Source organism: Bacillus sp. FSL M8-0063 (assembly GCF_038005545.1).
GTDB lineage: Bacteria > Bacillota > Bacilli > Bacillales > Bacillaceae_G > Bacillus_A > Bacillus_A wiedmannii.
Map to the genome: position 1 here is coordinate 339332 of NZ_JBBOTJ010000001.1, position 25706 is coordinate 365037.

Consider the following 25706-nt stretch of genomic DNA (forward strand, 5'->3'; position numbering starts at 1 on the left):
TTATATAGAAATTGTAATCGCTTTCGTGTATATTTTTATTATCAGAAAATTTTAACAAGATATAGGGGTATCGGTAGGGGGAGGATTTAGATGCAGCAACCAACGAATGAGAAATTACATCGTACGATGAAGAGTAGACATTTATTTATGATCGCACTAGGTGGTGTAATCGGGACTGGTTTTTTCTTAGGTTCAGGTTACACCATTAATCAGGCTGGACCAGGGGGAGCCATCCTTTCCTATTTAGTGGGCGGATTTATTATGTATTTAACAATGCTTTGTCTTGGAGAGCTAACGGTAGCAATGCCGGTTTCAGGTTCTTTCCAAAAGTATGCGACGAAGTTTATTGGACCAGGAACGGGCTTTATGATCGGCTGGCTATATTGGCTTGGCTGGGCAGTAACGGTAGGTTTAGAATTAACGTCAATTGGTTTAATGATGAAAAGATGGTTTCCGAATGTTGATGTTTGGGTATGGTGTCTCGTATTCGGAGTTATTTTATATGCTTCAAATGCAATATCAGCGAAGAGTTATGCTGAATTAGAGTTTTGGTTCTCTAGTATTAAAGTAGTTACAATTCTTGCATTTGTTGTTCTTGGTGGTAGTGCATTATTAGGATTTATATCATATGACGGAAAAGAAGCAGCACCTCTTTTCTCTAACTTTGTAAGCGATGGCGGATTATTCCCGAATGGACTAGCTGCCGTATTACTTACAATGATTACAGTTAACTTCTCGTTCCAAGGAACAGAGTTAATCGGGATTGCAGCGGGAGAAAGTGAAAATCCAGAAAAAACAATTCCACGTGCGATCCGTAATACAGTATGGCGCATTATGTTATTCTTCATTTTAACAATGACGATTTTAGTAGGATTGATTTCTTGGAAAGAAGCAGGGGTAATTGAAAGTCCATTCGTAGTCGTATTTGATAAAATCGGTATTCCATACGCAGCTGATATTATGAACTTCGTTATTATTACAGCGTTACTATCTGTAGCGAATTCAGGATTATATGCGGCAACTCGTATATTATGGTCACTTGCAAATGAAGGAATGGCACCAACTTCTTTCAAGAAAGTAAATAAACGTGGCATTCCAATTACAGCACTAGTTGTAACGATTGCGGTAGCTGGTCTTTCTTTATTCACAAGTTTCCTTGCAGAAGATACAGTATACATGTACTTATTATCTATAGCTGGTTTATCCGCTGTTTCAAGTTGGATCATTATTGCTCTATCTCAACTTCGCTTTAGAAGTCAGTATATAAAAGGTGGAGGAAAGTTAGAGGACTTAAAGTATAGAACACCGTTATATCCAATTGTTCCTATTTTAGCTTTAATTACAAATAGTATCGTTGTTATTAGTTTAGCGTTTATTCCAGAACAAAGAATGGCGTTATACTGTGGTATTCCATTTATCATTTTCTGCTATATATATTATTATATGAGTAAGAAACGGAAGAAGCCGATGAAAGTGGAGATGGAAGCCAAGTATGAAAATAAAAATTAAGCATGATGATATAGAGGCAGATTTATCGTATGGTCCATTAGCGATTGGAAAAGAAAATGGGTATTCTCCGTTACAATTACTCGTTTCTTCTATCGCAGGATGTAGTGCAATTGTCTTTCAAACAATTTTAGAAAAGAAACGTATTATATACGATACGTTTACAATCGAAACGGAAATTGGTAGAAGTGAAGCTTTATCAAAACCAGTTGAAAGTGTTCATTTGCACTATAAAATTAAAGCGCAAAACATTACAGAAGAGCAGTTGGACAAAGCACTGCAACTTGCAGTGAAAAATTGCACGATTGTTCAATCTGTAAAAGATAGTATAAAGGTTACGGAAACAATTGAACTAATAAAGTGAAACATAAAAACGTGAGAATACGGCTCTCACGTTTTTATGTTTTTAATAAAGGGGGAAATATGATGGAATGTTTAGGGTGTAAATTAGCAAGCGGAGAGGAAAAAATATATAAAGTATATGAAGATGAGTATGTAACATGCTTTTTAGATCATGAACCTTTCTATCCAGGACATACTTTAATTGTGCCAAAGCAGCATGTTGTAGAAGTGGACGAATTAGATGATGTTATAGCGAAAGCAATTATGGATGCTTCTAAGCTGATTGCAAAAGCGATTAAATCATTATATAAACCAGACGGAATTACGATTTGTCAAAATGGTGGAGTATTTAACGAGCTAACACACTACCATATGCATGTCGTACCAAGATATAAAGGGCGCTCATTTGCTGAGTTTTATACGGTACAATCGGGAGAAAAGAAGAATTATAATTTTGAAGAGACACAGAATTTGTTAAAAGAAGCGATAGAGCAAATACTGCTTACTAAAAAGGCGTAAGAGGAATGTTCTTAAGGGAACAGTCAGGAAAATTCTAATAAACAAAAGCCCAATTTCTCAGTTAAAATAGAGAAATTGGGCTTTTGTTTATTCTATTATTAAATTTTATATATAAAAAGATTATGCAGTGTCACAAAGTATATCGCCCATTCGTTATATAGAGTGAGAGGAGGAATTATATGAAAGTCACAAACAACGATTATGAAAAGATGGAAGGGCTATATGAGTTGTACGAACAAAAAATTTATTATGTAGCGTATTCTATTTTAAATAATATTCAGCAGGCTGAAGATGCGGTTCAAGAGACGTTTATTACACTTTATAAGAACTTGGAAAAGCTCCATAGCTTGAGCACTGAAGAGCTCAAACGTTACATTTTGAGGGTCGTGAAAAACAAGGCGATTGATAGTTACCGGAAAAATAAACGACATGAAACATTTTTAGAAGAATATGAAAGAGAATCAATAGAAGCGGTAGATGAAAATATTGAAGAGTGGGAAAAACGTAAAATGTCTGAGGTTCAAATTGATACATTGCTAACAGAATTAAGTGAATCTAACAGACAGGTGTTTAAGTATAAAGTCTTCTATAACTTAACGTATCAAGAGATTTCAAGTGTTATGGGAATAACCGAGGTTAATGTCCGCAAGCAGTTTGAACGCGCTCGAAAACGAATCCAAAATATGATAGGAGGTATACAACATGACGAATTCAAAGAACTCCAAAGAAATATATGAACTTGCTGAAAAAATTGCTTTAGATGATTTTGATAAACTCGAAGAAAGACATGAATTTTCACATACATATACGCGCAAAAGGAAATTGTTTATGGAGGAAATGAAGCTGAAAGATGGACAACCGCAGAAAAAGCGTAAAAGACATCGTATGTTAATCGCTGCTGCTTGCTTATTAATCGGCATGCCGACAACCGTTTTTGGAGCAGTGAAAGTCTATAATATGATTGTTCAAAAACAAAATTATGAAGTAAATGTTTCGGTAACAAACAAAGACTCGAAAAAGGCGGACAAGTGGTATAAGTTGAAAATTGATAAATTACCAGAAAATATGGAAGCAATTGATGACAGTGCTATGAAATATTCATTTAAAGATAACTACGCAATGGGTGGATTTTCATTCGCACTTTGGAGAGTAGGGGGGAATTCAGATTTTCCAACTCTGTACTCGAAAAGTTATGAAGAAAAAGAGATAAATGGCCGGAAAGCAGTAATTGTTCATAAAGAAACTGGAAACAACAATGTAATGTTTGATAGGAAGGTCTTTCTCTTTTTTGAGAAAGAAGGGATTATGTTAGAAAGTTTTATTGGATCAGATATAAATGAAGAACAAATGATAGATGTGTTAGGGAGTATTTCACTGGAGCCTACGTCAAAAGGAAAGGCATCACATATATCAAATTATGATAAAAAGTATTTTAGCCAAGCAGATGAACCTAAAAAAACTATGGTGATTCCTTTGAAAAAAGATAGCAAACGACTATTTCATATAGGGCAAAAGGTCCCAGTAACGATATCTATGGATAACAGCCAAATTGAATATGTGATAGAGAAAGTTGAAGTTTTTGATTCGATTAAAGATTTTAAACAAGATAACTTTTATGAACTTGGCTTAGGAATACTAAGCAGGAACCAAGCTTTGGATCAAGCCGGACAATTAATACCGTATAGACGGGATAAATATAAGGTTGGAAATGGTAAAGATTCAATTGATACATTAGTAGAGTCAAAATTAATTCGTCCTAAATTTGTCTACCTAATAACAACAGTGAAAAATATTGGTAAACAGGCGACAGAAGAAATCTATATGACTCCATCCATACAAGTGCTTAAAGGTAAAGGTAATGTATGGAATTACGCTGAAAGAGATGGAATTGCGGAAAAAAATATTATGACGGGCGAAGTCGATTATTTAGAACCTCACGGAGATGGAAAAAGCTTTTACAATATTGGCAGTATCCTACCTGGCCAAACGATGAAAGTTAATTTAGGTTATTTTGTGGATGAGGATAAACTAGATTCAATTTTCCTTGATGCTTTCCGTTACAGTGGTTTTAGTGGAACTGAGAATATGAATTCGAAAAATCGTTGGTGGTTTGACATTCGTCAATAATAAAACAATAGGAACAACGGGACGAAAAAAGCTGCTTATATTTAGCAGCTTTTTTCGTCTTCATACATATGTAAAACTTCTTTCGCACGCATAAGTAAACCATCTATCAATTCTTTCGGTTCTAAAATTCGTGCATCTTTTCCAAGTCTATAAAATAAAGGGGTAATAAAGTTGATTTCGCCTTTATCAATTGTTGAATGTATATATCCTGTCCCGTCTTCGTTTATTACCACGAATTCTTCAAGGTAAGGAACACTTTTACATTGGCGCACGCCTTCTGTCGTTAGTAAAACATGTAATTGGGTAGGAATGTGCACTACGTTAGAGCTAGAGGTAAACCATTCTTCTAAATTCATGAACGTACTTTCATTTTTTTCTGTTGATAATATAGAAAGAATACGATCAACACGATACAGTAATACTTTTTTTCTCCTGAAGTCATAGGATGGTAAGTACCATAGCCCATCATGAGCGTATACACCGATAGGATGAACATGTTTTGTTTTTATCCCCGATTTAGATTCGTATTGAAAGTGTAAATTTTTATTTTCAATAGCCGCACTTAACACTGCGTTTAATAGAGGTGTATCAATTGTTCTCTTCGGATTCCAAAAAGCGATATAAGAACGTATTTTATTAACTTTCACTTTCGCATCATGTTGAAGAGAGCTATACAGTTTATGCGTAACGGAATTGATTTCTGTGTTAAAAGGCAAGTCTCTGTAGTAGCTTAAAGACTGAAAAGCAAAAAAGATGGAGACTGCTTCTTCTTCGGTAAATAAAATAGGCGGAATGACTCTAGTCGTTAATACTTTATAGCCTCCGTTACGACCTTGTTCTGCGTAAATGGGTAATCCCATATCACTTAAATCTAAAATATATCTATGGACAGTACGAACGGAAATATTAAATTCATCAGCTATTTCCTGAGCTGTAAATGTTCTTTTCGCAGAAGCAAATATAAGAATGTCTAGTAAACGTTTTGCTTTTGACAAATGTATCACCTTTTTCTTTTTAAACATGACATAAATTGTCATGTTTTATTGATAGTATATTGTTTACATCATAATGTTATCAAGATGAGATGCAAGGAGGAAAAAAGATGTCACGTGAAGTTGTTTTATTTATAGCCGCTAGTTTGGATGGATATATTGCGAAAGAAAATGATGATTTAGAGTGGTTAATGGAAACCGAAGGAGAGGGAGATAACGGTTATACAGAAATGTATGAAACGATTGATACAATAATTATGGGGAAAAGAACGTACGATTATGTAGTAGAACATACAGAAACATTCCCCTACTTAGATAAAGCATGTTATGTTTTTTCTCGTTCAGAAAAAGGCTCAGACGGAAACGTTGAGTTTATAAATGAAGATGTAGTGGAGTTTACTAAAAGGTTAAAAGCACAAGAAGGATCTAAAATATGGATGGTCGGTGGAGGGAGTTTACTGAAAGAGTTCTTTAAGAATAATCTAATTGATGAATATATCGTTACGATTACACCGCATATATTAGGTTCTGGAGTTCCGTTATTTCAAGACAAGAATCCAGAAATTAATTTAACTCTAACGGATACGAAACGTTTTGGGCAATTTGTAAATTTATATTATAAAGTAAAATGATACAAAAACACGACTACCATCAGTAGTCGTGTTTTTGTATAGATGGCAATGAAATGATAAAGCAAGACCCATGATCGACTTCGCTTGTTACAGTAATATTCCCGCCGTGTAGTTCTACAATTTCTTTCACGATAGATAGTCCTAAACCAGTTCCACCTGTAGCTCGTGATCTTGCTTTATCAACTCGATAAAAACGGTCGAAAATGTGAGAGAGATCTTCAGGCGGAATACCTTCGCCTTCATCTTCAATTGTAATGGAGATACTTTTATGTTCTTCCGTAACAGAAATGTTTATATGAGAATGTTCTTTTGAATGTCTATAAGCGTTATTTAAAATGTTTATTATAACTTGTTCAAATCGCTGTTCATCTAAGTTTAATACCAGTGTAGGAGGACAAGAGAAAGAAACTTTAATGTATCTTTCTTTATATATGGTATTTACTTTTTCGGCTATGCGAGTAAGGAAGGTATGTAAATGTACTTCCTTTACTTGAATAGAAAAGTTATGTTGTTCCATTTGTGCAAGTGAAAATAAATCTTGAACTAAGTTCGTAATGTAATCAGACTCATCTTTTATAATAGATAAATATCGCAAACGTTGCTCAGGAGATGTGGTTTCTTTTAAAGCAATGTCAGCATAACCTCTTACGTATGTTAACGGTGTTCGTAATTCGTGAGCAACACTTGCTAGAAATTCACTTCGCTCTGTTTTCATATAATGTAAATCATTAGCAAGCGTTTGAATAGATGATGCTAGCTCACCAATTTCATCATTTCGAGTAGTTGTTAATGAAACAGATAAGTCGCCTTTACTCATTTTTTCAGTGGCATGTTTCATGTGTAACAATGGTTTTGTTAACAACCGTGATAATAGAAAGATGGTGATGGCTGTTAATAGAAAAGTAATGACTCCAGCAATAATGAATTGTCTTGTTAGCCCGTTAACCATTTCCTCGATTGATTCCGTTCCGAGAAACATATATACGTAGCCTTCTGTTTTGCCTGCCACTATAATAGGACTAACTGTACATATATAATTAGATGTTTTCCAATGATTTTCTATAATTGCTCCGTCATGATCTGTCCGTGTTTGCATCTTTTCAATATGCTTTTTTATAGTAGTATTTATTTCATTAGATTTAGCTAGCACATCCTTATTGGCATTTGTAATAACGACAGTGGTTTCGGCTTCAGATTCCATTAGTGCAACATGGGAGATTGTTTGCTTATCAAAATACTTTTCAAGGACATCTCGGTGACTATTTCCACGCTTTAATAAAGCTGTCATTTCTTCATTTACTCTATTGTTGACAAGGCTATAATAAAGCAAGACAAATAGAACACTTTCGATTAAAAGTGTAACAATTAAAAAATAAAATCCGAGTTGAATAGAGATTCGCTTCATCGTTTTGCTCCTTAATCTACAGTATCAATCCATCGATAGCCGACTCCGTAAACAGTTTTTAAATGGTGATCAATAGGGAAATTTACTTTTCGTAATTTATCACGCAAATTACGAATATGTGAATCGACTGTTCTATCTTCTGTATTTGTATTTAATCCCCAAATTCTTTCAATGAGCTGATCGCGGCTTAACACGTAGTTCACATGACGTAAAAATAATCCGAGTAAAGAGAATTCGATTGGAGTGAGAAGAAGTTCTTCATTATAGACAGAAACGAAATGCTTTGCCTCATCCCATAAAATGCCGTGATATTGGATTTGAGCGTGTTGATTCGTTCGCCTTAAAACAGCTTCAATTCTTGCGAAAAGCTCTTCTTCATGGAAAGGTTTCGTTACATAATCATCCGCTCCAAGTTTTAACCCTTGGATGACATCTACCGTTTGATCACGAGCCGTTACCATAATGATGGGAACGTTACTAAAGGATCGAATTCTTTTGCACGTTTCCCACCCATCCATCTTTGGCATCATAATATCGAGTAAAACAAATTTGAAGTTTCGATTTTCTATATGTGAAATAGCTTCTTCCCCGGATACTGCACATACGCAGTTGTATCCGATTGGAGTAAGATAAAGCGTTAATAATTCAAGCATTCTCGGCTCATCATCTACGAGTAGTATATCGACCATAGAGTACCTCCGCATTTGTAGTTATTACTTAAATTGTAAGTCAAAATCATGAAGAAATGGTGCAGATTATCATGCATCTGCATAATTTCTTCAGAATTGCTTGTTATTGTAAAGTTGAAATTTCATTTTAGGTAATCATATTGGCTCGAAAACGATTCATACGGAGGCGGTATAGTGAAAAAGATGACCCGAATTTTAGGGATAACAATAATTGCGGCGGCTGGTCTTGCGGCGTGTGGGCAAACGAACACAGATCATAAAAATCATGAATCTAAAGAAGAGAAGAAAACAGAGCAAAAGGAAATGAAAATGAAAATGAAGCAGGAGGTAAGTGCGCCGAAAGAAATGAATAAAGGGGCATCGAATGATGTATTAACGACGAGTTTAAAAAATGTAACGAGATTAAATACAAATGACCCTATGCAAATGGCAGTATTAACTTCGCAAACGATATGGCCAGCAACGCATAAAGAGAATCAGCCAGGCGCTGTTATTTTAGTACCAGTAAACGAGTGGCAATTAGGTATTGCAAGTGCGGATCTTATTCACCATCCGAATAACGGGCCAATTTTATTTATAGAAAAAGAAAAGGTACCCGAAATGACGTTAAAAGAAATAAAACGATTAAATCCGCTCGGAACGAAAGATGGAACACAAATTATGTTGATGGGGGATGTAGGTCCATCTATCCTTGAGCAATTAAAAGCATATAAAGTAAAGCAAATAAAAGAAACGGATCCAGCTAAATTTGCTAAAGATGTGGATAAAGAATATGCCGATATAACAGGTAGCTATCCAAATAGTGTTATTATCGGTTCGTCTGAAGAAGAAGGGCGTTTATATACAACACCAGCTGTAAATTGGATTTCTCATATGCCAGAACCGCTTTTATATACAGAAAAAGATAAAGTGCCAGAAGCGACGATAGAGGCATTAAAGATGAGAAAAGATAAAGCGAATATATATGTATTAGGACCAGAAAAAATCATTTCAAAAGCAGTAGAAAAAGAGTTAAGTAAATACGGAAAAATAACGCGTATTAGTGGAGAGACTCCAACAGAAAATTCGGTTGTATTTGCGAAGTTTAAAGATGAAAAAACGAAATTTGGATGGGGGTTTACAAAACCAGGTCACGGTTTATCATTTGTTTCAAGCAAAACACCAGACTTAGCAGTTGCAGGGGCACCATTTTCACATATGGGTAAACACGCACCTGTTGTATTGTTAGAAGAAGGGAAAGCTTCACAGCCAGTGTATGAATTCCTTGCTAGTATTCAGCCGAAGTTTAAAGATGACCCAACACTTGGACCGTATAACCACGGCTTCTTATTAGGAAGTACGAGTGATATTTCATTTGAAACACAAGGTATACTGGATGAAAGGTTAGAGATTGTTCAGGAAAGTGGTCAAGGGCACGGTGGACATTAATGAAATGAGAAAAGACGCTATGAAGGTAGCGTCTTTTTTTAGGAAACTTTTACATAGCGCAAAATCCTCTACTCGTTATATAATAGCCTTCGTGCAGTCGGCCTAGGTTTTCTTATGGAGAAAATCAAATGATAAAAGAGTAGAGGAGTGGTATTTTGTTTCAAACGATAAAAAATGACTGGTTCTCCAATGTGAAAGGGGATGTGCTGTCAGGAATTGTTGTTGCTTTAGCGTTAATTCCTGAAGCGATTGCTTTCTCAGTTATTGCAGGCGTGGATCCGACCGTTGGGTTATACGCAGCCTTTTGTATTGCAGTTACCATTTCATTTGTTGGCGGACGAACTGGGATGATTTCAGCTGCAACAGGTGCAATGGCATTATTAATGGTCACGCTCGTGAAAGATCACGGTTTGCAATACTTATTTGCTACAACAATATTAACCGGTATTGTCCAAATTATTTTTGGCGTGTTCAAACTGAGCTCATTTATGAAGTTTGTACCTAAATCTGTTATGAGTGGTTTTTTAAATTCACTTGGAATTTTAGTTTTTACAGCGCAATTACCACATTTTAAACATGCAACTTGGCAAATGTATGCACTTGTCGCATTAGGACTTGTAATTATATATGTATTTCCACGTATTACGACGGCTGTACCGTCTACACTTATTTCTATTATTATTGTGACAAGTATTGCACTTATGAGCGGATTGCAGTTAAAAACAGTAGGAGATATGGGAAGCTTGCCGAAAGAATTACCGTTCTTTAGCATTCCTGACGTACCTTTTACACTTGAGACGTTAGGGATTATTTTACCGTACGCAGTTATGCTTGCAATTATCGGTTTACTAGAGTCATTATTAACAGCTTCAGTTTTAGATGATATGACGCATACGGAAAGTAATAAACATAAAGAAGCACGTGGGCAAGGTATTGCAAATATTGTGGCTGGTTTCTTCGGAGGAATGGCAGGGTGTGCAATGATTGGACAATCTGTTATTAATATTAAATCAGGTGGACGAGGTCGTTTATCCACATTTGTAGCGGGCGGATTTTTAATCGTATTACTATTTGTTTTAGGTGACTATGTCGTTCATATTCCAATGGCAGCTTTAGTTGCAGTAATGATTATGGTTTCAATCGGAACATTTGATTGGAACTCTGTAACAACGATTCATAAAGTACCAAAAGGAAATGCGTTTGTTATGATCGTAACAGTTGTGATTGTCTTAATTACACATAATTTAGCATTAGGTGTAATTATTGGAACAGTAATTAGTGCGGTTTTATTTGCATTCAATATGGCAAAGATTCACGTGAAACATTTATATATTGAAAATAAGAAAATATACGAAATTCATGGTCAACTTTTCTTTGCATCTACAGCAGACTTTATAAATAATTTTTCATTCAATGAAGATGTGGAAGAAATTGAGTTGAACTTTACTTATGCGCATATATGGGATGATTCAGCAGTAGCTGCAATTGATAAAGTTATCATGAAGTATGAACAAAGTGGCGTGAAAGTAAGTATAACGGGATTAAATGAACGAAGCTCGAAGATTATTTCAAATTTAGCTACTTATAATAAAAGAATTGCTAGTTAGAAGCCTCCTTTTTAGGGGGCTTTATTATATAATACGGGTAGGATAACGAAAAGGGGATTCAGCATATGTACAAACAAATTATATTAGCATGTGACGGTTCTGAACATGCACTTCGAGCAGCGGAACATGCAACATATATTGCGAAATGTAGCGAAGAAACAAATGTTGAAGTTGTGTACGTAGTAGATAATAGAACGGCAAAATCAGATATTATACAAGGTCAAACAGATCTAGAAACAATATCGGCTAGTCGAAAAGATAAATTAAAAGAGATTGAAGGTTTATTAAAGAAAGAGAACATTTCTTATAAAATTACGATATTACATGGCGATCCAGGAGATACGATTGTTCAATATGTAAATACAGGAGACATAGATCTTGTTATCGCTGGAAGTAGAGGATTAAATACACTGCAAGAGATGGTGCTTGGTAGTGTAAGTCATAAAATAGCAAAACGAGTGAAATGCCCGGTGATGATTATTAAATAAATTGAGTGAGATACTCTGTAGTGTAAGCAGGACTTTGATATAATTCAAGGTCCTTTTTGGCGTATAAAAGGGGAAGGTATGGACATACTAGATACATAAGTTTTAGAAAATGTTAACTTACAAATTTGTAAGTTTGTTGTCAGAAAAATCGATGTTATGAAATTTTCCCCATTGGTAAAATAAGAGTATCAAAGGGGAGATAGGGAGGATGGAAGTAATGAAATCATTGCAAAATTTATCATATAGTCAAGGGGTAAGCTTAATTTGTTTAGGCGGATTTGCTGCATCTGTTACGTTAGCTATTTTAATAAAGATGGTTCATCAAATCTTTTAATTTTAGAGTAGGGAAGGAATTGGTTGTTATTAATAGCAAGAGAAGTATTATAAATAGAAAATAGCTCCTAGCATGTATCTTAGTGCTAGGAGCTATTTTCTTATTTCTCTGTTTCTGCTTTATCGCTTGTTACGCTAACTTTACCCCACTTGTATTGATCTTCTGGTGTATATTTATAATCTTTTACGCGATTATTTACACCTTTTAAGTCAAATTTATAATGAAGTGGAATTAATGGTACTTCGTCATGAACTAATTTTTGCCATTTATCGTAGACATCTTTACGGTACTTTTCATCAGCAGCTTCTGGAGAAATACCTTGTTTTAATAATTCTGTGTTTTTGTCAGTAGCCCAACGTGGGTAATTGAACGCTGCATCTTTAGCCCAAATACCAGAAGGATCTGGGTCAGATCCAGTTCCCCAAGCTGCCGCGAAAAGATCAACTTTTGGATCATCTTTTTTAATCATATCGTAGAATGAGTTAAATTCATGTAAGCGACCATCAAGAAGCTCTACTTTTAGGCCGATGTCTTTCCAAGATTGAATAAAGAATTTTGCAAGTGGTTCACTTACATCGCTACCACTCATTGATAAGAAATTAGCTTTAAATTCTTTACCATTCGGATCTTCACGGAATCCATCTCCGTTCGTATCTTTATAGCCAGCTTCATCTAATAATTTTTTAGCTTTCTCTATATCTTTATCATAGGCACCAGCTTTATTGTTATGATATTTTGGTAGAGATGGTGGAATTGGTGAGTTAGCCGGATAACGTAGGCCGTGATATAATTTTTCACCAATTTCTTTTCGATCGATAGCATACGCCATTGCTTGACGTACACGAACATCTTTAAATTTCTCCTTATCCATCACTACTTCTTCTTTTTCTTTATCCATATGGCCTAATTTAAAACCGATATAGCTATAGTATAAATCAGTTTTACCGACTAATTGTGCATTTTTTAATTTACTTACATTTGGATACTGATCTGCACTTACTTCAGCAATGTCAATATCACCATTTTTTAAGGACGCGTTAACAACGGAAGGGTTAACAACTTTTAAAACCATACTTTTTAGTTTTGGTTTTCCGCCATAATAATCATCAAAACGTTCAAATTCAACGGCTTCACCTGGCGTAATTTTCTTCACTTTAAAAGGCCCGAAACCAATTGGGTTTTTACGAATTTTATCAGATTCTGCTAATTTATCGATTGGTACATCTCCTAAGTATTTCTTATGAAGAGGATATGTCCAAAGTCCAGTTTTCACTGAAGGATTCGGTTCTTTAAATGTAATCGAAATTGTTTTTGGATCCGTTACCTTTATACCCGAAATTTTTTCGGCTTTTCCATTATGGTAATCTTCCATACCTTCAATCATTTGCATTTGAGTGTCATAGCGAGAACCAGCATATTGTTTGTTACCAATTACTAGATAAGAGTATTCTAAATCCTCAGCGGTAACAGGGTTTCCATCATGCCATTTTACATTATCTTTGATTTTTAATGTAATTGTCTTTTTATCTTTAGAAATTTCATATGTAGCAGCGCCATCATTCGTGTATTCCCAGTTTTCGTCATTTGATAATAAAGATTCATCGAAAATTGTAATGACTTGGTTATCAGGATCTCCTTCATATACAGCGAAGTTCAAAAGTCCTTCAAATGGTGTGTTAGAAACAAGACCATATGTTAATGAACCATCTTTAATTTCCTTTTTATCATTTTTAACAGATGCACTAAATTTATTTGTATCTACTTTTTTTGTGCTGCTCGTTTTTTCACTACCACCACTGCCCCCACATGCTGAAAGTAGTAATGTTGAAACGGCAAGTGTACTTAATACTTTGAAAAATTTTGGCTTATTTGTCATTTCTTCCACCCCTTATCCTTTTCTTTGTCTTGCGTCGGCCGAGCGGCGTAGCGCTTGACCAATAAAATTTATACACAGCATCAATGTTAAAATCATGACTGATGCGGGTAACCAAATCCACCATTTTTCTTGTAATACATCTGGATTTCTAGCATAACTAACAAGTGTACCAAGGCTTGGTGTACTTTCTGGTAGACCAAATCCTAAGAAAGTTAGACCAGATTCAATACCGATGTTTCCAGCAAGATTTAATGTAACGCTAACAATGATAATTGAACTTAAGTTAGGTAGTACTTGGAAAAGAATGATTTTCCAGTTTGGTGTTCCTAAAGTTTTAGATGCAGAGACATAATCTAGTTCTTTTTCAGTTAATACTTTTGAGCGAATTAATCTGGCCTTTCCTGTCCATAAGAACACGCTCATAATTAAAATGAAAGTAAAAATATTGAATGTAGGAACAAGTGTAATAAATACAATTACAAGCATTAAAAATGGTAAAACCATAACAAAGTCGATAATGCGCATAATGATATTATCAATAGCTCCTCCAAAATACCCGGCAATTAATCCAATTGAAAGACCAATTAAACAAGAAAGAATAGTAATTGCTAATCCAATTGTAAAAGAGTTCCGTGTACCAATAATAAGTTGGCCGAAAATATCGCGTCCTCCATAATCTGTTCCTAACCAATGTTCAGCAGAGGGGGGAGCATAAATAGCGAATAAATCAACTCGTACAATATCTTCTTGTTTCATAATAAAAGATGTTGCGTAGACTGCTAGTAATAAGATTGCTAGGAAAATAAGTGAAAACATTGCTAATTTATCTTTACGAAGTTCTCGCCACATAATAGAGAAACCAGAAGGGCTTTTTTCGTAATGAATAACTTCAGTTTGTTTTTCAGGGTTTGCTAACATAACGTCATCTCCTTTCTTTAATCAATACGAATACGTGGATCGACGATGCTTAGAATAATATCTGAAAGGAGAGTTCCAAGTAACGTTGCAAATCCAGTAAACATAACGAGTGCAGTTATTACACTAAAATCACGTTGAGAGATAGATTGTATAAATAGTTGTCCAATTCCTGGATAGCTAAAAATACTTTCTAAAAAGATGGCACCGCCAACTAATCCTGTAATTTCATAGCCTAAGAAGGCTGCAATTGGTAAGAATGAATTTCGTAAAATATGTCTAGAATAGATTTTTGATTCTGGAACACCTTTTGCTCTTACTGTACGAACAAAATCTTTATGTTTCGTATCAATAATTTCGCTTCGTAAATATTGAACAGTACCAACTGTTGCGATTAATGCCCCGGATAAAGCTGGTAGTAGCATGTGATTCAATTTGCTTAAATAGTAAGCAAATGTACCTGTTGCAACTTGAGGATCTACGCTACCGCCGGTTGGGAATATTGCAAACTTAAATCCGAATAGGAAGAGCATAACTAGTGCAAATATAAATAGTGGTGTAGCAAAACCTAGATAGTTGTAAAGGGTAATGAGTCGATCAGCCCATGTATCATTCCAACGCCCACTTATAACTCCCAGTGGTATGGCAATTAAATAAGTAAGAATAAGAATGACAAGTGCTAAAGATACTGTATTTCCAAGTCGTTCTCCAATTAAATCGGTTACTTTCATTTTATGTGCATAGGAAATACCAAAGTCACCTTGGGCTGCATTTTTAATCCAGCGAACATATTGTGTTGGAACTGGGTCATTTAATCCAAGCTTTTCACGTTGTTCTTCAATCACTTTTGGATCCGCTTTTGGATTCATTGCTTTGCCAGTTAAGGCATCGCCTGGCATTGCCTTAGCTAGTAGAAAGACAAGTACACTTAACACGAATAATTGCGGGATCATCACTAAAAATCTCCGTAATATAAACTTCCACATGTTTTATCACTCCCTTATGGTAATGCCACCCGGTGCGTTGGCGAGATTGCTTTTAAGTCATAAGCACGACCGTTTTCATTGAAATAATTTTCGTATGATTTCTCGTATTCAGAGCTTACTTGTTGACGGAGCTTACGCTGTCTCTCTCTGTTTTCAGGACGAATATCAGGAATTGCTGATATTAGGCGCTTCGTATAAATATGTTGCGGATTACTATAAATTTCTGCACTAGTTGCTTCTTCGACGATGCGTCCGCGATACATAACACCGATACGGTCACACATATGACGAATTACACCTAAATCATGACTAATGAATAAGTATGTTAGTCCGAGCTCAGCTTGTAAATCTTGCAAGAAGTTTAATACTTGTGCTTGTACAGAGACATCAAGCGCAGATACTGGCTCATCAGCGATAATAAGCTTAGGTTTTAATGTAAGAGCGCGTGCAATACCAATCCGCTGCCTTTGCCCGCCGGAAAATTCATGTGGATATTTATAAATTGACTCTGGATTTAGACCAACTTTATCAAGATATTCTTGAACCGCTCTACGTTCTTCATCAGGTGAGAGCTTCTCAAAATTTCGAAGAGGCTCAGCAATAATGTCGAGAACACGTTTCTTCGGATTTAATGATGAATAAGGATCTTGGAAAATCATTTGAATATCTTTTCGTTGTTCACGTAGTTCAGAGCGACTTAATTTTGTTAAATCTCTATTATTAAAATGAATGCTACCCTCTGTTGCTTTCGTTAAATGCATAATTGCTTTACCCGTTGTTGATTTGCCACTTCCTGATTCACCAACGATCCCATATGTTTCACCCGGTTGTAATTCAAAACTTACACCATCGACAGCACGCACGTAATCTAATGTGCGGCCGAAGAAGCCACCTTTAATTGGAAAATGTACTTTTAAATCTTCTACTTTAAGCAGTGCCATGAGTTACGTCATCTCCTTTCTTATCTTGGAAGTTGAAATGCTTGTAGCAAGTACAACGTACCCAATGGTCTGGTTTTACTTCATGTAAAATTGGATTTTCCTCGTGTTGATCAGGTCTAATCCATGGAATTCGAGCTTGGAAGCGACAACCTGTGCGAGGAAGCTTCGCTAACGAAGGAACCACCCCTTGAATTACATGCAATTTTTCTTTTTCACCATACGCAGATGGAATGGAGTTTAATAGAGAACGAGTATATGGGTGAAGAGGATTGTTAAAAATCTCTTCAACTTTTCCTGTCTCTACAACTTGTCCAGCGTACATAACGACGATACGATCGGCTGTTTCTGCGACAACACTTAAATCATGAGTAATTAAAATGATGCCCATTTTCGTTTGTTCTTGAATAGATTTTAGTAAGTCTAAAATTTGTGCTTGGATGGTTACGTCAAGAGCCGTTGTTGGCTCATCCGCAATAATGAGTGCTGGGTTACAAGCAATTGCAATTGCGATAACAATTCTTTGTCTCATTCCGCCAGATAATTCGTGTGGGTATTGTTTATATGTAAGTTCTGGTTTTGGAATACCAACTTGATGAAGTAGTTCTAAGGTGCGTTCTTTTTTTTCAACTTTTGAAAGGCTTGTGTGGTAGTCTAAGTTTTCTTCGATTTGTTTTCCAACTGTCATGAGAGGATCGAGTGCTGTAAGAGGTTCTTGGAAAATCATACCGATGTTTGATCCGCGTACTTTATTCATCTCTGCGGCTGACATAGTTAGTAAATCCTTATCTCTATAGTTAAGCTGCCCTTGTAATTTTGTATTTGCTTCATTATGCAATCGCATAATAGAAAGGGCAAGTGCACTTTTTCCGCAACCTGATTCACCAACTATCGCGACAATTTCATTTTCATGGACAGTTAACGAAACATCATCTACTGCTGCATGATAGTGATCTTGTATGCGAAAGGAAGTCTGTAAGTTTTCAATGCGAAGAAGTGGATTCTTCATGGCTATCCCTCCATCTTTTCAGAAAAGACTAAATATTTTGTATGTTGTTGTTATTTTAATATAAAATGACAATGTTTGACAAGTATAAGTTGAGAAAATATTCAAAAATCTTTTTATACAAAAATTGAATGCAGTTGTATTAGTAGTTGAAGTGTTTTGAAAACGCTAACATATATGTGAGAGGAAAATAAATCTTTTGTAAGAAAAAAGATTTATATGTAGAAAAAAGAGAGGTGTTCTGGAAAGAACAGTCTCTCTTTTTTTGATAAGAATAATATTAGTACTTAAGCTTGTTTTGGTTTTGCAGATCCTGTCTTTAAAGTAAGAGCAAGGAAGAACATTGCAAGTACACAAGATACAAGTAACAAGATGAATCCGCCATCCCATCCGAATGCATCGACGATAAAGCCCATAGCTGCGCTAGCAAAAGTAGCTCCACCTAGGTAACCGAAGAACCCAGTTAAACCAGCTGCAGTTCCAGCAGCTTTTTTTGGTGCTAAGTCTAGTGCGTGTAGGCCGATTAACATAACAGGTCCATAAATTAAAAATCCAATTGCGACAAGTGCAATACTATCAACCATTGGATTACCAGGAGGATTTAGCCAGTAAACAAGAACGGCGATAAATACACCAACCATAAATAAAATACCAGCAGGTGCGCGGCGCCCTTTAAACAGTTTATCACTCATCCATCCGCAAAGAAGTGTACCTGGAATACCAGCCCATTCGTATAGAGCATAAGCTGTGCGAGAGCTACTATGAGTAAAACTTTTTTCTTCTACTAAATAAGTAGGAGCCCAGTCTACAACGCCGTAACGTACGAAATAAACGAAAACGTTCGCAATAGCGATGTACCATAAAAATTTATTGTTTAGTACGTATGTAAATAAAATTTCTTTTACTGAAAGTTCGCGTTCTCGATCTTTTACTTTTTCATCTGCTGGATATTCTCCAGTATGTTCTTCAATAGAAGGTAATCCACAAGATTGAGGTGTATCTCTCATCGTAATTAATACATAAATACCAACTAAAATTGAAAGAATACCTGGGAAGTAAAAAATACTATGCCAGTCATTTGCAAAGAAATATAACCCTAATGTTACAAGAGAAGGCATAAGTGCGCCACCGACATTATGAGCGACGTTCCAAATAGACATTTTTGTACCACGTTCACTAATAGAGAACCAGTGAACCATCGTACGACCACAAGGAGGCCAGCCCATACCTTGTACCCATCCATTTAAAAACTGAAGGACAAACATAAGTATAATGCTCGTTGTAATGAAAGAAAATGAGCCGAAAATAATATTAATGATACCTGATAAAAATAGCCCAGCTGCTAAAAAATAGCGAGGATTACAACGGTCGGATACGATACCCATAAGAAATTTACTTAATCCGTAAGCGATAGATACTGCTGAAAGGATAACCCCAAGTTCCCCTTTACTAAAGCCTTGTTCAATTAAGTATGGCATTGCTAGTGAAAAGTTTTTTCGAACAAAGTAGTAACCTGCATAGCCGATGAAGATACCTAAGAATACTTGTAAACGTAATTTACGGTATTCGCTATCAACGCGATCAGCTGGTAAGCGTTCCGCGTGGGGCGCAGGTTTAAATAATTGTGTAAAAAACATAAAATGAAAATCCTCCCCTAATGAATTCGAAATGTTGTAAGTCAGAGAGAATATAAAAAGGCCATGAAATATAAAAAAGTTTCCTTTTTTATGATTCATAGCCGTATACTCCGATTCTCCGTGACTGTCAATATTAACTTCGTCGAAAATTATACAACTTTGTGACAAAAATGTAAACGTTTTTATAAATAAAAAGTGTTGACGGATTTTGTTTGTGGGATTAATATTTAAATACGTTAAATATTTTATTGCTTAAATAAGAGGTGGATAACATGCCAAATGATATGACGCATATCGATAAAATTCAAGCTCTTGCCTTTTCGATTGGAAAGAAAATGCAGACGGAGTTATTAGAACAAATGCAAGCAACAGGACTTACACCACCGCAGTTTTATATTTTAAAGATTTTGGATCATTACGGTGCTTCAAGAGCGACAAAATTAGCAAAAAAGATGTATGTAAAGCCTAGTGCAATTACAGTGATGATTGATCGCCTAATTGACCAAGAGCTTGTAGAACGCTATCACGACAAAGATGACCGTCGTGTTGTCATCATTGAGTTAACAAAAAAGGGGAAAGCTAGAGTAGAAGAGGCAATGACCGCTCGTAATGAGCATATTGCAAAATATTTCTCACATTTAGAATTACAAGAAAGAGAAGATTTGTTACGCCTCTTTGAGAAGTTAGAAACAATTATTTGCGGGACACAAGAGAAAAAAGAGAATAACTAAGAGGAATTGAGGAGATTACATGGAGCAACAAGAAAACATAAATAGAAAGTTGCTGTTAATCGGTTTAATAATCGCGATGCTATTTGCTGCATTAGATGGAACAATCGTTGGTACAGCAATGCCGCGTATCGTCGGTGAACTAGGCGGATTAAGCTTAATGACGTGGTTAACAACAGCTTATATGTTAACATCAACGACAGTTGTACCAATTGCAGGTAAATTAGCGGATTTACTTGGCCGTCGTAACGTATATATTACGGGACTAGTTATCTTTATGGTTGGTTCGGCGTTATGTGGTATGGCAAATGGTATGACAGAATTAATTATTTTCCGTGGTATTCAAGGTCTTGGTGGCGGTATTATGATGCCAATGGCTATGATTATTATCGGAGATATGTTTACGGGAAAAGAACGTGCGAAATGGCAAGGTATTTTTGGTGCGTTATACGGTCTTGCTTCTGTAATTGGACCACAAGTGGGTGGCTGGATTGTAGACGCAGTGAACTGGAGATGGGTATTCTACATTAACTTACCAGTCGGTATTTTAGCAACAATCTTTATTGCAATGGGATTAAAGTCACATAAACAAACAGGACCGATCAAAATTGATATCGCTGGAATCTTTACGATGATTCTCGGTGTTGTAAGTTTATTACTTGCATTAACGTTTGGCGGAAAAGATTATCCGTGGGATTCTTGGCAAATTATCGGTTTATTTGCATTAGCTCTAATTGGTATTGTTAGCTTTGTTATCGTTGAAACGAAAGCAGAAGAACCAATTTTACCGATGCATTTCTTTAAAAATCGCACGTTTACAATACTGAATGCGATTGGTTTCTTTATGAGTATCGGAATGTTCGGTGCGATTATGTTTGTACCATTCTTCATGCAAGGAATTGTAGGAGTAAGTGCTGCTGAATCAGGAACAATTATGACACCAATGATGATTACAATGATTGTTATGAGTATTATCGGTGGTCAACTTGTATTAAAAGTTGGTGTGAAACCACAAATTATTACAGGGATGCTTATTATGGCTGGTGGTTTCTGGTTATTAACAACGATGGATATGCACACGACTAAACTTACTGCTACTTTTTATATGAGTATTATCGGTTTAGGAATGGGTCTTGTTATGCCGACATTAACATTAGCGTTACAAGAAAGTTTCCCGAAAAAAGATCTTGGAGTCGTAACATCATCAAGTCAGTTCTTCCGTCAAATCGGTGGAACATTTGGTATTACAATTTTAGGGTCAATTATGAACAACACTTCAGGTACAACATTAACAAATAAATTAGTACCTGTATTAGATACGTTCCCGAAAGAAGCGGGACAAATGGTAACGAAATTTAAAGATATGATTCATACAGACCCGCAAGGTTTATATTCGATGCTATTTAGTCCAGAGGCATTAAAACAAATGCCAGAAGCATTCGCTAACAGCATTGTACCGATTTTGAAAAACTCTTTAGTAGACTCACTTCATACTGTATTCCTAACAGGATTAGTATTTATCGTAGTAGGTGCTATCTTTACGATTTTCTTACAGAAGATTAAACTGTCAGATCGTAAAAAAGACGCTGAAGAGCCAGCTGCAGAGGACAAAGAACAAACTGTATCGTATTCGTAATGAAAAAGCATCGCCTTATGGCGGTGCTTTTTTGAGTATAACCTTAAAAGCTTTTTCGTGAGAAATGATTGACGTATTTCTAGAAATACGTTATATTATTTTCTGTAAACGGTTACATGAAATGGAGAGGGAAGAGAATGAGTACGATTAAAGACGTTGCAAAATTAGCGGGAGTATCTGTTGCGACCGTTTCCAGAGTGTTAAATAAAAATGGATATGTTCATGAAGATACATTAAAGAAAGTAGAGCGAGCAATTGAGATGCTAGATTATAAACCTAGTACAGTAGCGCGTTCACTGTATAACAAAAAATCTCGTTTAATTGGCTTAGTTGTTCCAAATATCGTGAATCCGTTCTTTCCAGAAGTTGCACGTGCCGTAGAAGATGTAGCGCATAAGCAAGGATACACAGTTGTCCTTTGTAACTCTGATGAGAGCTTAGAGAAAGAAAAGCAATATATTGATGTACTTAGGCAAAATAATGTGGATGGATTTATTGTAGCAACAAATCCACAAAATAGTGTTAATTACATGAAGTTGTCTGTTCCAGTTGTTGCAATTGACCGTATGTTTAATGAGCGTATTCCTACTGTATATGCAGATAACTATGCAGGGAGTCAGGCAGCGACAAAGTTATTAATAGATAAAGGCTGTAAACATATTGCTCATATTCGCGGACCGCGTGACGTAAGCACGGCTAATGAGCGTTTTGAAGGTTTTGTAGACGTTATTACGCAAAATAATCTTTCTTATATGATTGCAGAGAGTACATTTGATCCAGCTAATAGTGAGCGTGTAGCGGTGGAATTATTAGAAGAATACCCACATATTGATGGAATTGTTGCTGGAAATGATTTAATTGCAATAGGTATTGTAAAGGCTGCACTTCAAAAGGGGATTTCTATTCCGGATAATTTACAAATTATCGGATTCGATGGAATTTCTTTAACAGAAATGATGTATCCATCTATTACAACTGTTGCACAGCCAATTTATGAAATGGGGAAAATTGCAACAGAGCTGTTGTTAGAGCAGATGGAAGGAAACGTATTAGAAGAGAAACACTATCGTTTACCGATTGAAATTATAGAACGAAATACAACGAAGTAAGGAGATGAAACAGATGCCAAATATTGCAGTAGTAGGTAGTATTTCAATGGACTTAGTGGCTGTTTCAAAAAAACGTCCGAAAGCAGGAGAAACAGTAATTGGTGAAGCATTTCATACAATCCCGGGAGGGAAAGGGGCAAACCAAGCGGTTGCTGCAGCTAGATTAGGCGCAAATGTAGCAATGGTTGGAGCAGTTGGAAACGATAATTATGGAACTGTAGTTAGGAGCAATTTAGAGAACGAACGCGTTTTTATCGACTATGTGGTACCGGTTACAGATGCGGCGACAGGAATTGCTCATATCGTTTTAGCAGAAGAGGATAACAGTATTGTTGTCGTGCAAGGGGCGAATGCTCATGTAAATGAGTCGGTTGTAGATCGTTCAAAAGATCTTCTTATAAAAGCAGATATGGTTGTTCTTCAACTAGAGATTCCACTTGAAACAGTAAAATATGTATTGGCTATTTGTGAGGAGCATAATATTCCAGTTATGTTAAATCCAGCGCCAGCACAAGTGTTATCAGAAGATATTTTAAAAAAGGCAACTTATATTACGCCAAATGAACATGAGTGCCGCATCGTATTAGATGATTTCACATCACCAATTGAAGATTTACTGGCTAAATATCCAAATAAACTATTGATGACAGAAGGTTCTAAAGGTGTTCGTTTCCATAATGGTACGGAGATTGTGCATGTTCCTAGCATCGCTGTTGATGTAGTAGATACGACTGGAGCTGGTGATACATTCAATGGTGCATTAGCAGTTGCGCTTTCTGAAGGAGAAACACTTCAAAAAGCAATTCGTTTTGCGAATATTGCTGGTGGCCTTTCTGTAACGAAACTTGGAGCACAGGGCGGTATGCCAACGAGAGATAGAGTACGTGAAGTGCAGGTGATTGTCGGATGAAAAAGCACGGTGTATTAAACAGTGAGATTGCATCAGTCCTTGCTTCACTTGGGCATACAGATACAATTGTAATCGCAGACTGCGGGTTACCAATTCCTCACGGAGTAAAACGAATTGATTTAGCAGTTGAGATTGGAAAACCTAGCTTTTTAGACGTATTGCAAGTGGTAGCTGATGATATGGCAATTGAAAAAGTAACGTTAGCAGAAGAAATCATTAACAATAATGCGGAAGTAAATAAAGAAATCGAGCTGAAATTAATAGGACCAGCATTTGAATATGTATCGCATGAACAATTTAAAGAGCACACGAAGAAAGCGAAGGCGATTATTCGTACAGGAGAGGCTACGCCTTATGCCAATGTAATTTTACATGCAGGCGTGATTTTTTAATAAAGGGAAGTGATGGGAATGCGTATTGAAATGAAAAATATTTCAAAGGCGTTCAATGGTAATCCTGTTTTGAAGAATGCACAGTTTATGATTGAAACAGGGGAAGTCCATGCATTGATGGGGGAAAATGGAGCGGGCAAATCAACGCTTATGAAAATTTTAACAGGTGTATACAAAAAAGATGGTGGAACCATCACGATTGATGGACAAGAACGAACTTTTAAAAATGCGAAAGAAGCTGAAGAGTACGGTATTGCATTTATACATCAAGAATTGAACATATTATCGAATTTAACAGTAGCTGAAAATATGTTTCTCGGTAAAGAGTTAATGTATGGGAAGACAGGTATTTTACGTACGCGTCAAATGAACGCGATTGCGCAGCAGCAACTAGCGGAGTTAGGGTTACATGTAAAAGGTGCTATGTTGGCAGGAGAGTTATCGGTTGGACAACAGCAAATTATCGAAATTGCGAAAGCGTTAATGACAAACGCGAGCGTTATTATTATGGATGAACCGACAGCTGCATTAACAGATCGTGAAATTGAAACGTTGTTTACTGTCATTAATAAATTACGTAAAGAAGGCGTTTCGTTCGTTTATATCTCACACCGAATGGAAGAAATCTTTTCAATATGTGATGCCATTACGATTTTACGTGATGGGGAATACGTAGGAAAGAGATTAATTCCGGAAACATCGTTTGATGAAGTAGTGAGTATGATGGTGGGGCGCAGCATTGGTGAACGTTACCCGGAGCGAAATAGTCAAATTGGTGATGTTATTTTTGAAATGCGTAACGGAACGAAAAAAGGGAAGTTTGAAAATGTTTCGTTTCAAATTAGAAAAGGTGAAATCCTTGGTGTTGCTGGCTTGATGGGAGCTGGCCGTACAGATATTATGAAAGCGATATTTGGATACGAACCTTTAGATTCTGGCCAAATTTTTATTAATGGACAAGAAGTAAAGATTGATAGTCCGATAGATGCGATTAGACAAAGAATAGCTTTCATTACAGAGGATAGAAAATCTGAAGGGTTAGTTTTAGATTTCTCAATCCGAGAAAATTTAGCTTTACCGAATTTAGAAAGTCTTTCAAAGGGAAGTGTCCTTAGTAACGAACTAGAACAACAGTTTACAGCGGATATGATGAAGCTACTTAATGTGAAAGCATCTAGTGGAGAGCAAGCGGTGAAATCTCTTTCTGGTGGAAATCAGCAAAAGATTGTAATCGCGAAATGGCTAGGTATCCACCCGCAGTTACTTATTTTAGATGAGCCAACAAGAGGTGTTGATGTTGGAGCGAAAAAAGAAATTTACTCTATCATGAATAAGCTTACTGAGCAAGGAGATGCCGTTATTATGGTGTCATCTGAGCTTCCAGAAGTTTTAGGGATGAGTGATCGTGTTCTTGTTATTCATGAAGGAAAAGTCGGCGGCATTTTAGAGAAAGATGAGGCATCACAAGAGTCTATTATGGCACTAGCTACAGGGGGAGAGTAAG

25 protein-coding genes are annotated in these 25706 nt (G+C 36.1%); 16 read left to right on the top strand and 9 right to left on the bottom strand.

Annotated elements, in window-relative coordinates; genetic code table 11:
• Nucleotides 1-90 precede the first annotated feature (90 nt).
• From MKX31_RS01575 to MKX31_RS01595, 5 genes are all read left to right on the top strand, one after another.
• Nucleotides 91-1509 carry an amino acid permease gene (locus tag MKX31_RS01575; RefSeq protein ID WP_064477087.1) on the top strand — a complete coding sequence of 473 codons (1419 nt, stop codon included), beginning with the start codon at nt 91-93 and terminating at the stop codon, nt 1507-1509.
• Nucleotides 1493-1870, top strand: coding sequence for an OsmC family protein (locus MKX31_RS01580; RefSeq protein ID WP_064477086.1), 378 nt, complete (start codon nt 1493-1495; stop codon nt 1868-1870). Before MKX31_RS01575 ends, MKX31_RS01580 begins: the two co-directional genes overlap by 17 nt.
• A gap of 11 nt (nt 1871-1881) precedes the next feature.
• Nucleotides 1882-2367, top strand: coding sequence for an HIT family protein (locus MKX31_RS01585; RefSeq protein ID WP_098103693.1), 486 nt, complete (start codon nt 1882-1884; stop codon nt 2365-2367).
• Between the two features lie 179 nt (nt 2368-2546).
• Nucleotides 2547-3104, top strand: coding sequence for an RNA polymerase sigma factor (locus MKX31_RS01590; RefSeq protein WP_064477084.1), 558 nt, complete (start codon nt 2547-2549; stop codon nt 3102-3104).
• Complete coding sequence (locus MKX31_RS01595) at nt 3070-4494, top strand: DUF4367 domain-containing protein (RefSeq protein WP_098103197.1); 1425 nt, start codon at nt 3070-3072, stop codon at nt 4492-4494. The genes MKX31_RS01590 and MKX31_RS01595 overlap by 35 nt, the downstream gene beginning before the upstream one ends.
• A 41-nt stretch (nt 4495-4535) precedes the next feature.
• Here MKX31_RS01595 and MKX31_RS01600 read toward each other — a convergent pair whose 3' ends face one another.
• Nucleotides 4536-5531: a helix-turn-helix transcriptional regulator gene (locus MKX31_RS01600; RefSeq protein ID WP_179194439.1), complete on the bottom strand. Its 996-nt coding sequence runs from the start codon at nt 5529-5531 to the stop codon at nt 4536-4538.
• A 65-nt stretch (nt 5532-5596) separates the two neighbouring features.
• On the opposite strand from MKX31_RS01600, the gene MKX31_RS01605 reads away from it, so the two are divergent.
• Complete coding sequence (locus MKX31_RS01605; protein WP_088046970.1) at nt 5597-6118, top strand: dihydrofolate reductase family protein; 522 nt, start codon at nt 5597-5599, stop codon at nt 6116-6118.
• A gap of 19 nt (nt 6119-6137) precedes the next feature.
• Here the strand turns inward: MKX31_RS01605 and MKX31_RS01610 are convergent, their stop codons facing one another.
• Together MKX31_RS01610 and MKX31_RS01615 are read right to left on the bottom strand one after the other, a co-directional pair.
• Nucleotides 6138-7523, bottom strand: coding sequence for a sensor histidine kinase (locus MKX31_RS01610; RefSeq protein ID WP_340979788.1), 1386 nt, complete (start codon nt 7521-7523; stop codon nt 6138-6140).
• An 11-nt stretch (nt 7524-7534) separates the two neighbouring features.
• Entirely contained in the window at nt 7535-8212 is a 678-nt protein-coding gene (locus MKX31_RS01615) for a response regulator transcription factor (RefSeq protein WP_064477080.1), read from the bottom strand.
• A 174-nt stretch (nt 8213-8386) separates the two neighbouring features.
• On the opposite strand from MKX31_RS01615, the gene MKX31_RS01620 reads away from it, so the two are divergent.
• The 4 genes from MKX31_RS01620 to MKX31_RS01635 all read left to right on the top strand — a co-directional run bounded on the left by MKX31_RS01620 (nt 8387) and on the right by MKX31_RS01635 (nt 12069).
• Nucleotides 8387-9640 (top strand): cell wall-binding repeat-containing protein, encoded by a 1254-nt coding sequence (locus MKX31_RS01620; RefSeq protein ID WP_088046968.1) that lies wholly within the window; start codon nt 8387-8389, stop codon nt 9638-9640.
• Between the two features lie 155 nt (nt 9641-9795).
• Entirely contained in the window at nt 9796-11247 is a 1452-nt protein-coding gene (locus MKX31_RS01625; RefSeq protein ID WP_000487883.1) for a SulP family inorganic anion transporter, read from the top strand.
• Between the two features lie 65 nt (nt 11248-11312).
• Complete coding sequence (locus MKX31_RS01630) at nt 11313-11735, top strand: universal stress protein (protein ID WP_000277996.1); 423 nt, start codon at nt 11313-11315, stop codon at nt 11733-11735.
• Nucleotides 11736-11943: 208 nt separating this feature from the next.
• A complete protein-coding gene (locus MKX31_RS01635; protein ID WP_000453509.1) occupies nt 11944-12069 on the top strand; it encodes a DUF4027 family protein in 126 nt (41 codons plus the stop codon).
• A gap of 100 nt (nt 12070-12169) precedes the next feature.
• On the opposite strand, the gene opp4A is transcribed toward MKX31_RS01635, so the two are convergent.
• The 6 genes from opp4A to glpT all read right to left on the bottom strand — a co-directional run bounded on the left by opp4A (nt 12170) and on the right by glpT (nt 19427).
• The gene (opp4A, locus tag MKX31_RS01640) at nt 12170-13945 is read right to left on the bottom strand and encodes an oligopeptide ABC transporter substrate-binding protein (protein WP_000182624.1); all 1776 of its coding nucleotides are present in this window, start codon (nt 13943-13945) and stop codon (nt 12170-12172) included.
• 12 nt (nt 13946-13957) lie between these two features.
• The gene (locus MKX31_RS01645; RefSeq protein WP_000880734.1) at nt 13958-14863 is read right to left on the bottom strand and encodes an ABC transporter permease; all 906 of its coding nucleotides are present in this window, start codon (nt 14861-14863) and stop codon (nt 13958-13960) included.
• A gap of 17 nt (nt 14864-14880) precedes the next feature.
• Nucleotides 14881-15846 (bottom strand): oligopeptide ABC transporter permease, encoded by a 966-nt coding sequence (gene opp4B, locus MKX31_RS01650; RefSeq protein WP_033657692.1) that lies wholly within the window; start codon nt 15844-15846, stop codon nt 14881-14883.
• 14 nt (nt 15847-15860) lie between these two features.
• Nucleotides 15861-16787 carry an ABC transporter ATP-binding protein gene (locus tag MKX31_RS01655; protein ID WP_001196372.1) on the bottom strand — a complete coding sequence of 309 codons (927 nt, stop codon included), beginning with the start codon at nt 16785-16787 and terminating at the stop codon, nt 15861-15863.
• A complete protein-coding gene (locus tag MKX31_RS01660; RefSeq protein WP_000795364.1) occupies nt 16774-17793 on the bottom strand; it encodes an ABC transporter ATP-binding protein in 1020 nt (339 codons plus the stop codon). Before MKX31_RS01660 ends, MKX31_RS01655 begins: the two co-directional genes overlap by 14 nt.
• Before the next feature lie 284 nt (nt 17794-18077).
• The gene (gene glpT / locus MKX31_RS01665) at nt 18078-19427 is read right to left on the bottom strand and encodes a glycerol-3-phosphate transporter (protein WP_048562905.1); all 1350 of its coding nucleotides are present in this window, start codon (nt 19425-19427) and stop codon (nt 18078-18080) included.
• Between the two features lie 272 nt (nt 19428-19699).
• Between glpT and MKX31_RS01670 the strand changes: the two genes are divergently transcribed.
• The 6 genes from MKX31_RS01670 (at nt 19700) to rbsA (ending at nt 25705) form a co-directional block, all read left to right on the top strand.
• Nucleotides 19700-20158 carry a MarR family winged helix-turn-helix transcriptional regulator gene (locus MKX31_RS01670; RefSeq protein WP_001132358.1) on the top strand — a complete coding sequence of 153 codons (459 nt, stop codon included), beginning with the start codon at nt 19700-19702 and terminating at the stop codon, nt 20156-20158.
• Between the two features lie 19 nt (nt 20159-20177).
• Entirely contained in the window at nt 20178-21791 is a 1614-nt protein-coding gene (locus MKX31_RS01675; protein WP_064477078.1) for an MDR family MFS transporter, read from the top strand.
• Between the two features lie 137 nt (nt 21792-21928).
• Nucleotides 21929-22900 carry a ribose operon transcriptional repressor RbsR gene (rbsR, locus tag MKX31_RS01680; protein WP_000104028.1) on the top strand — a complete coding sequence of 324 codons (972 nt, stop codon included), beginning with the start codon at nt 21929-21931 and terminating at the stop codon, nt 22898-22900.
• Nucleotides 22901-22913: 13 nt separating this feature from the next.
• The gene (gene rbsK / locus MKX31_RS01685; protein ID WP_064477077.1) at nt 22914-23810 is read left to right on the top strand and encodes a ribokinase; all 897 of its coding nucleotides are present in this window, start codon (nt 22914-22916) and stop codon (nt 23808-23810) included.
• Entirely contained in the window at nt 23807-24202 is a 396-nt protein-coding gene (rbsD, locus tag MKX31_RS01690; protein WP_098103201.1) for a D-ribose pyranase, read from the top strand. The genes rbsK and rbsD overlap by 4 nt, the downstream gene beginning before the upstream one ends.
• Nucleotides 24203-24220: 18 nt before the next feature.
• Nucleotides 24221-25705 (top strand): ribose ABC transporter ATP-binding protein RbsA, encoded by a 1485-nt coding sequence (gene rbsA, locus MKX31_RS01695; RefSeq protein WP_064477164.1) that lies wholly within the window; start codon nt 24221-24223, stop codon nt 25703-25705.
• Nucleotide 25706: the final 1 nt, after the last annotated feature.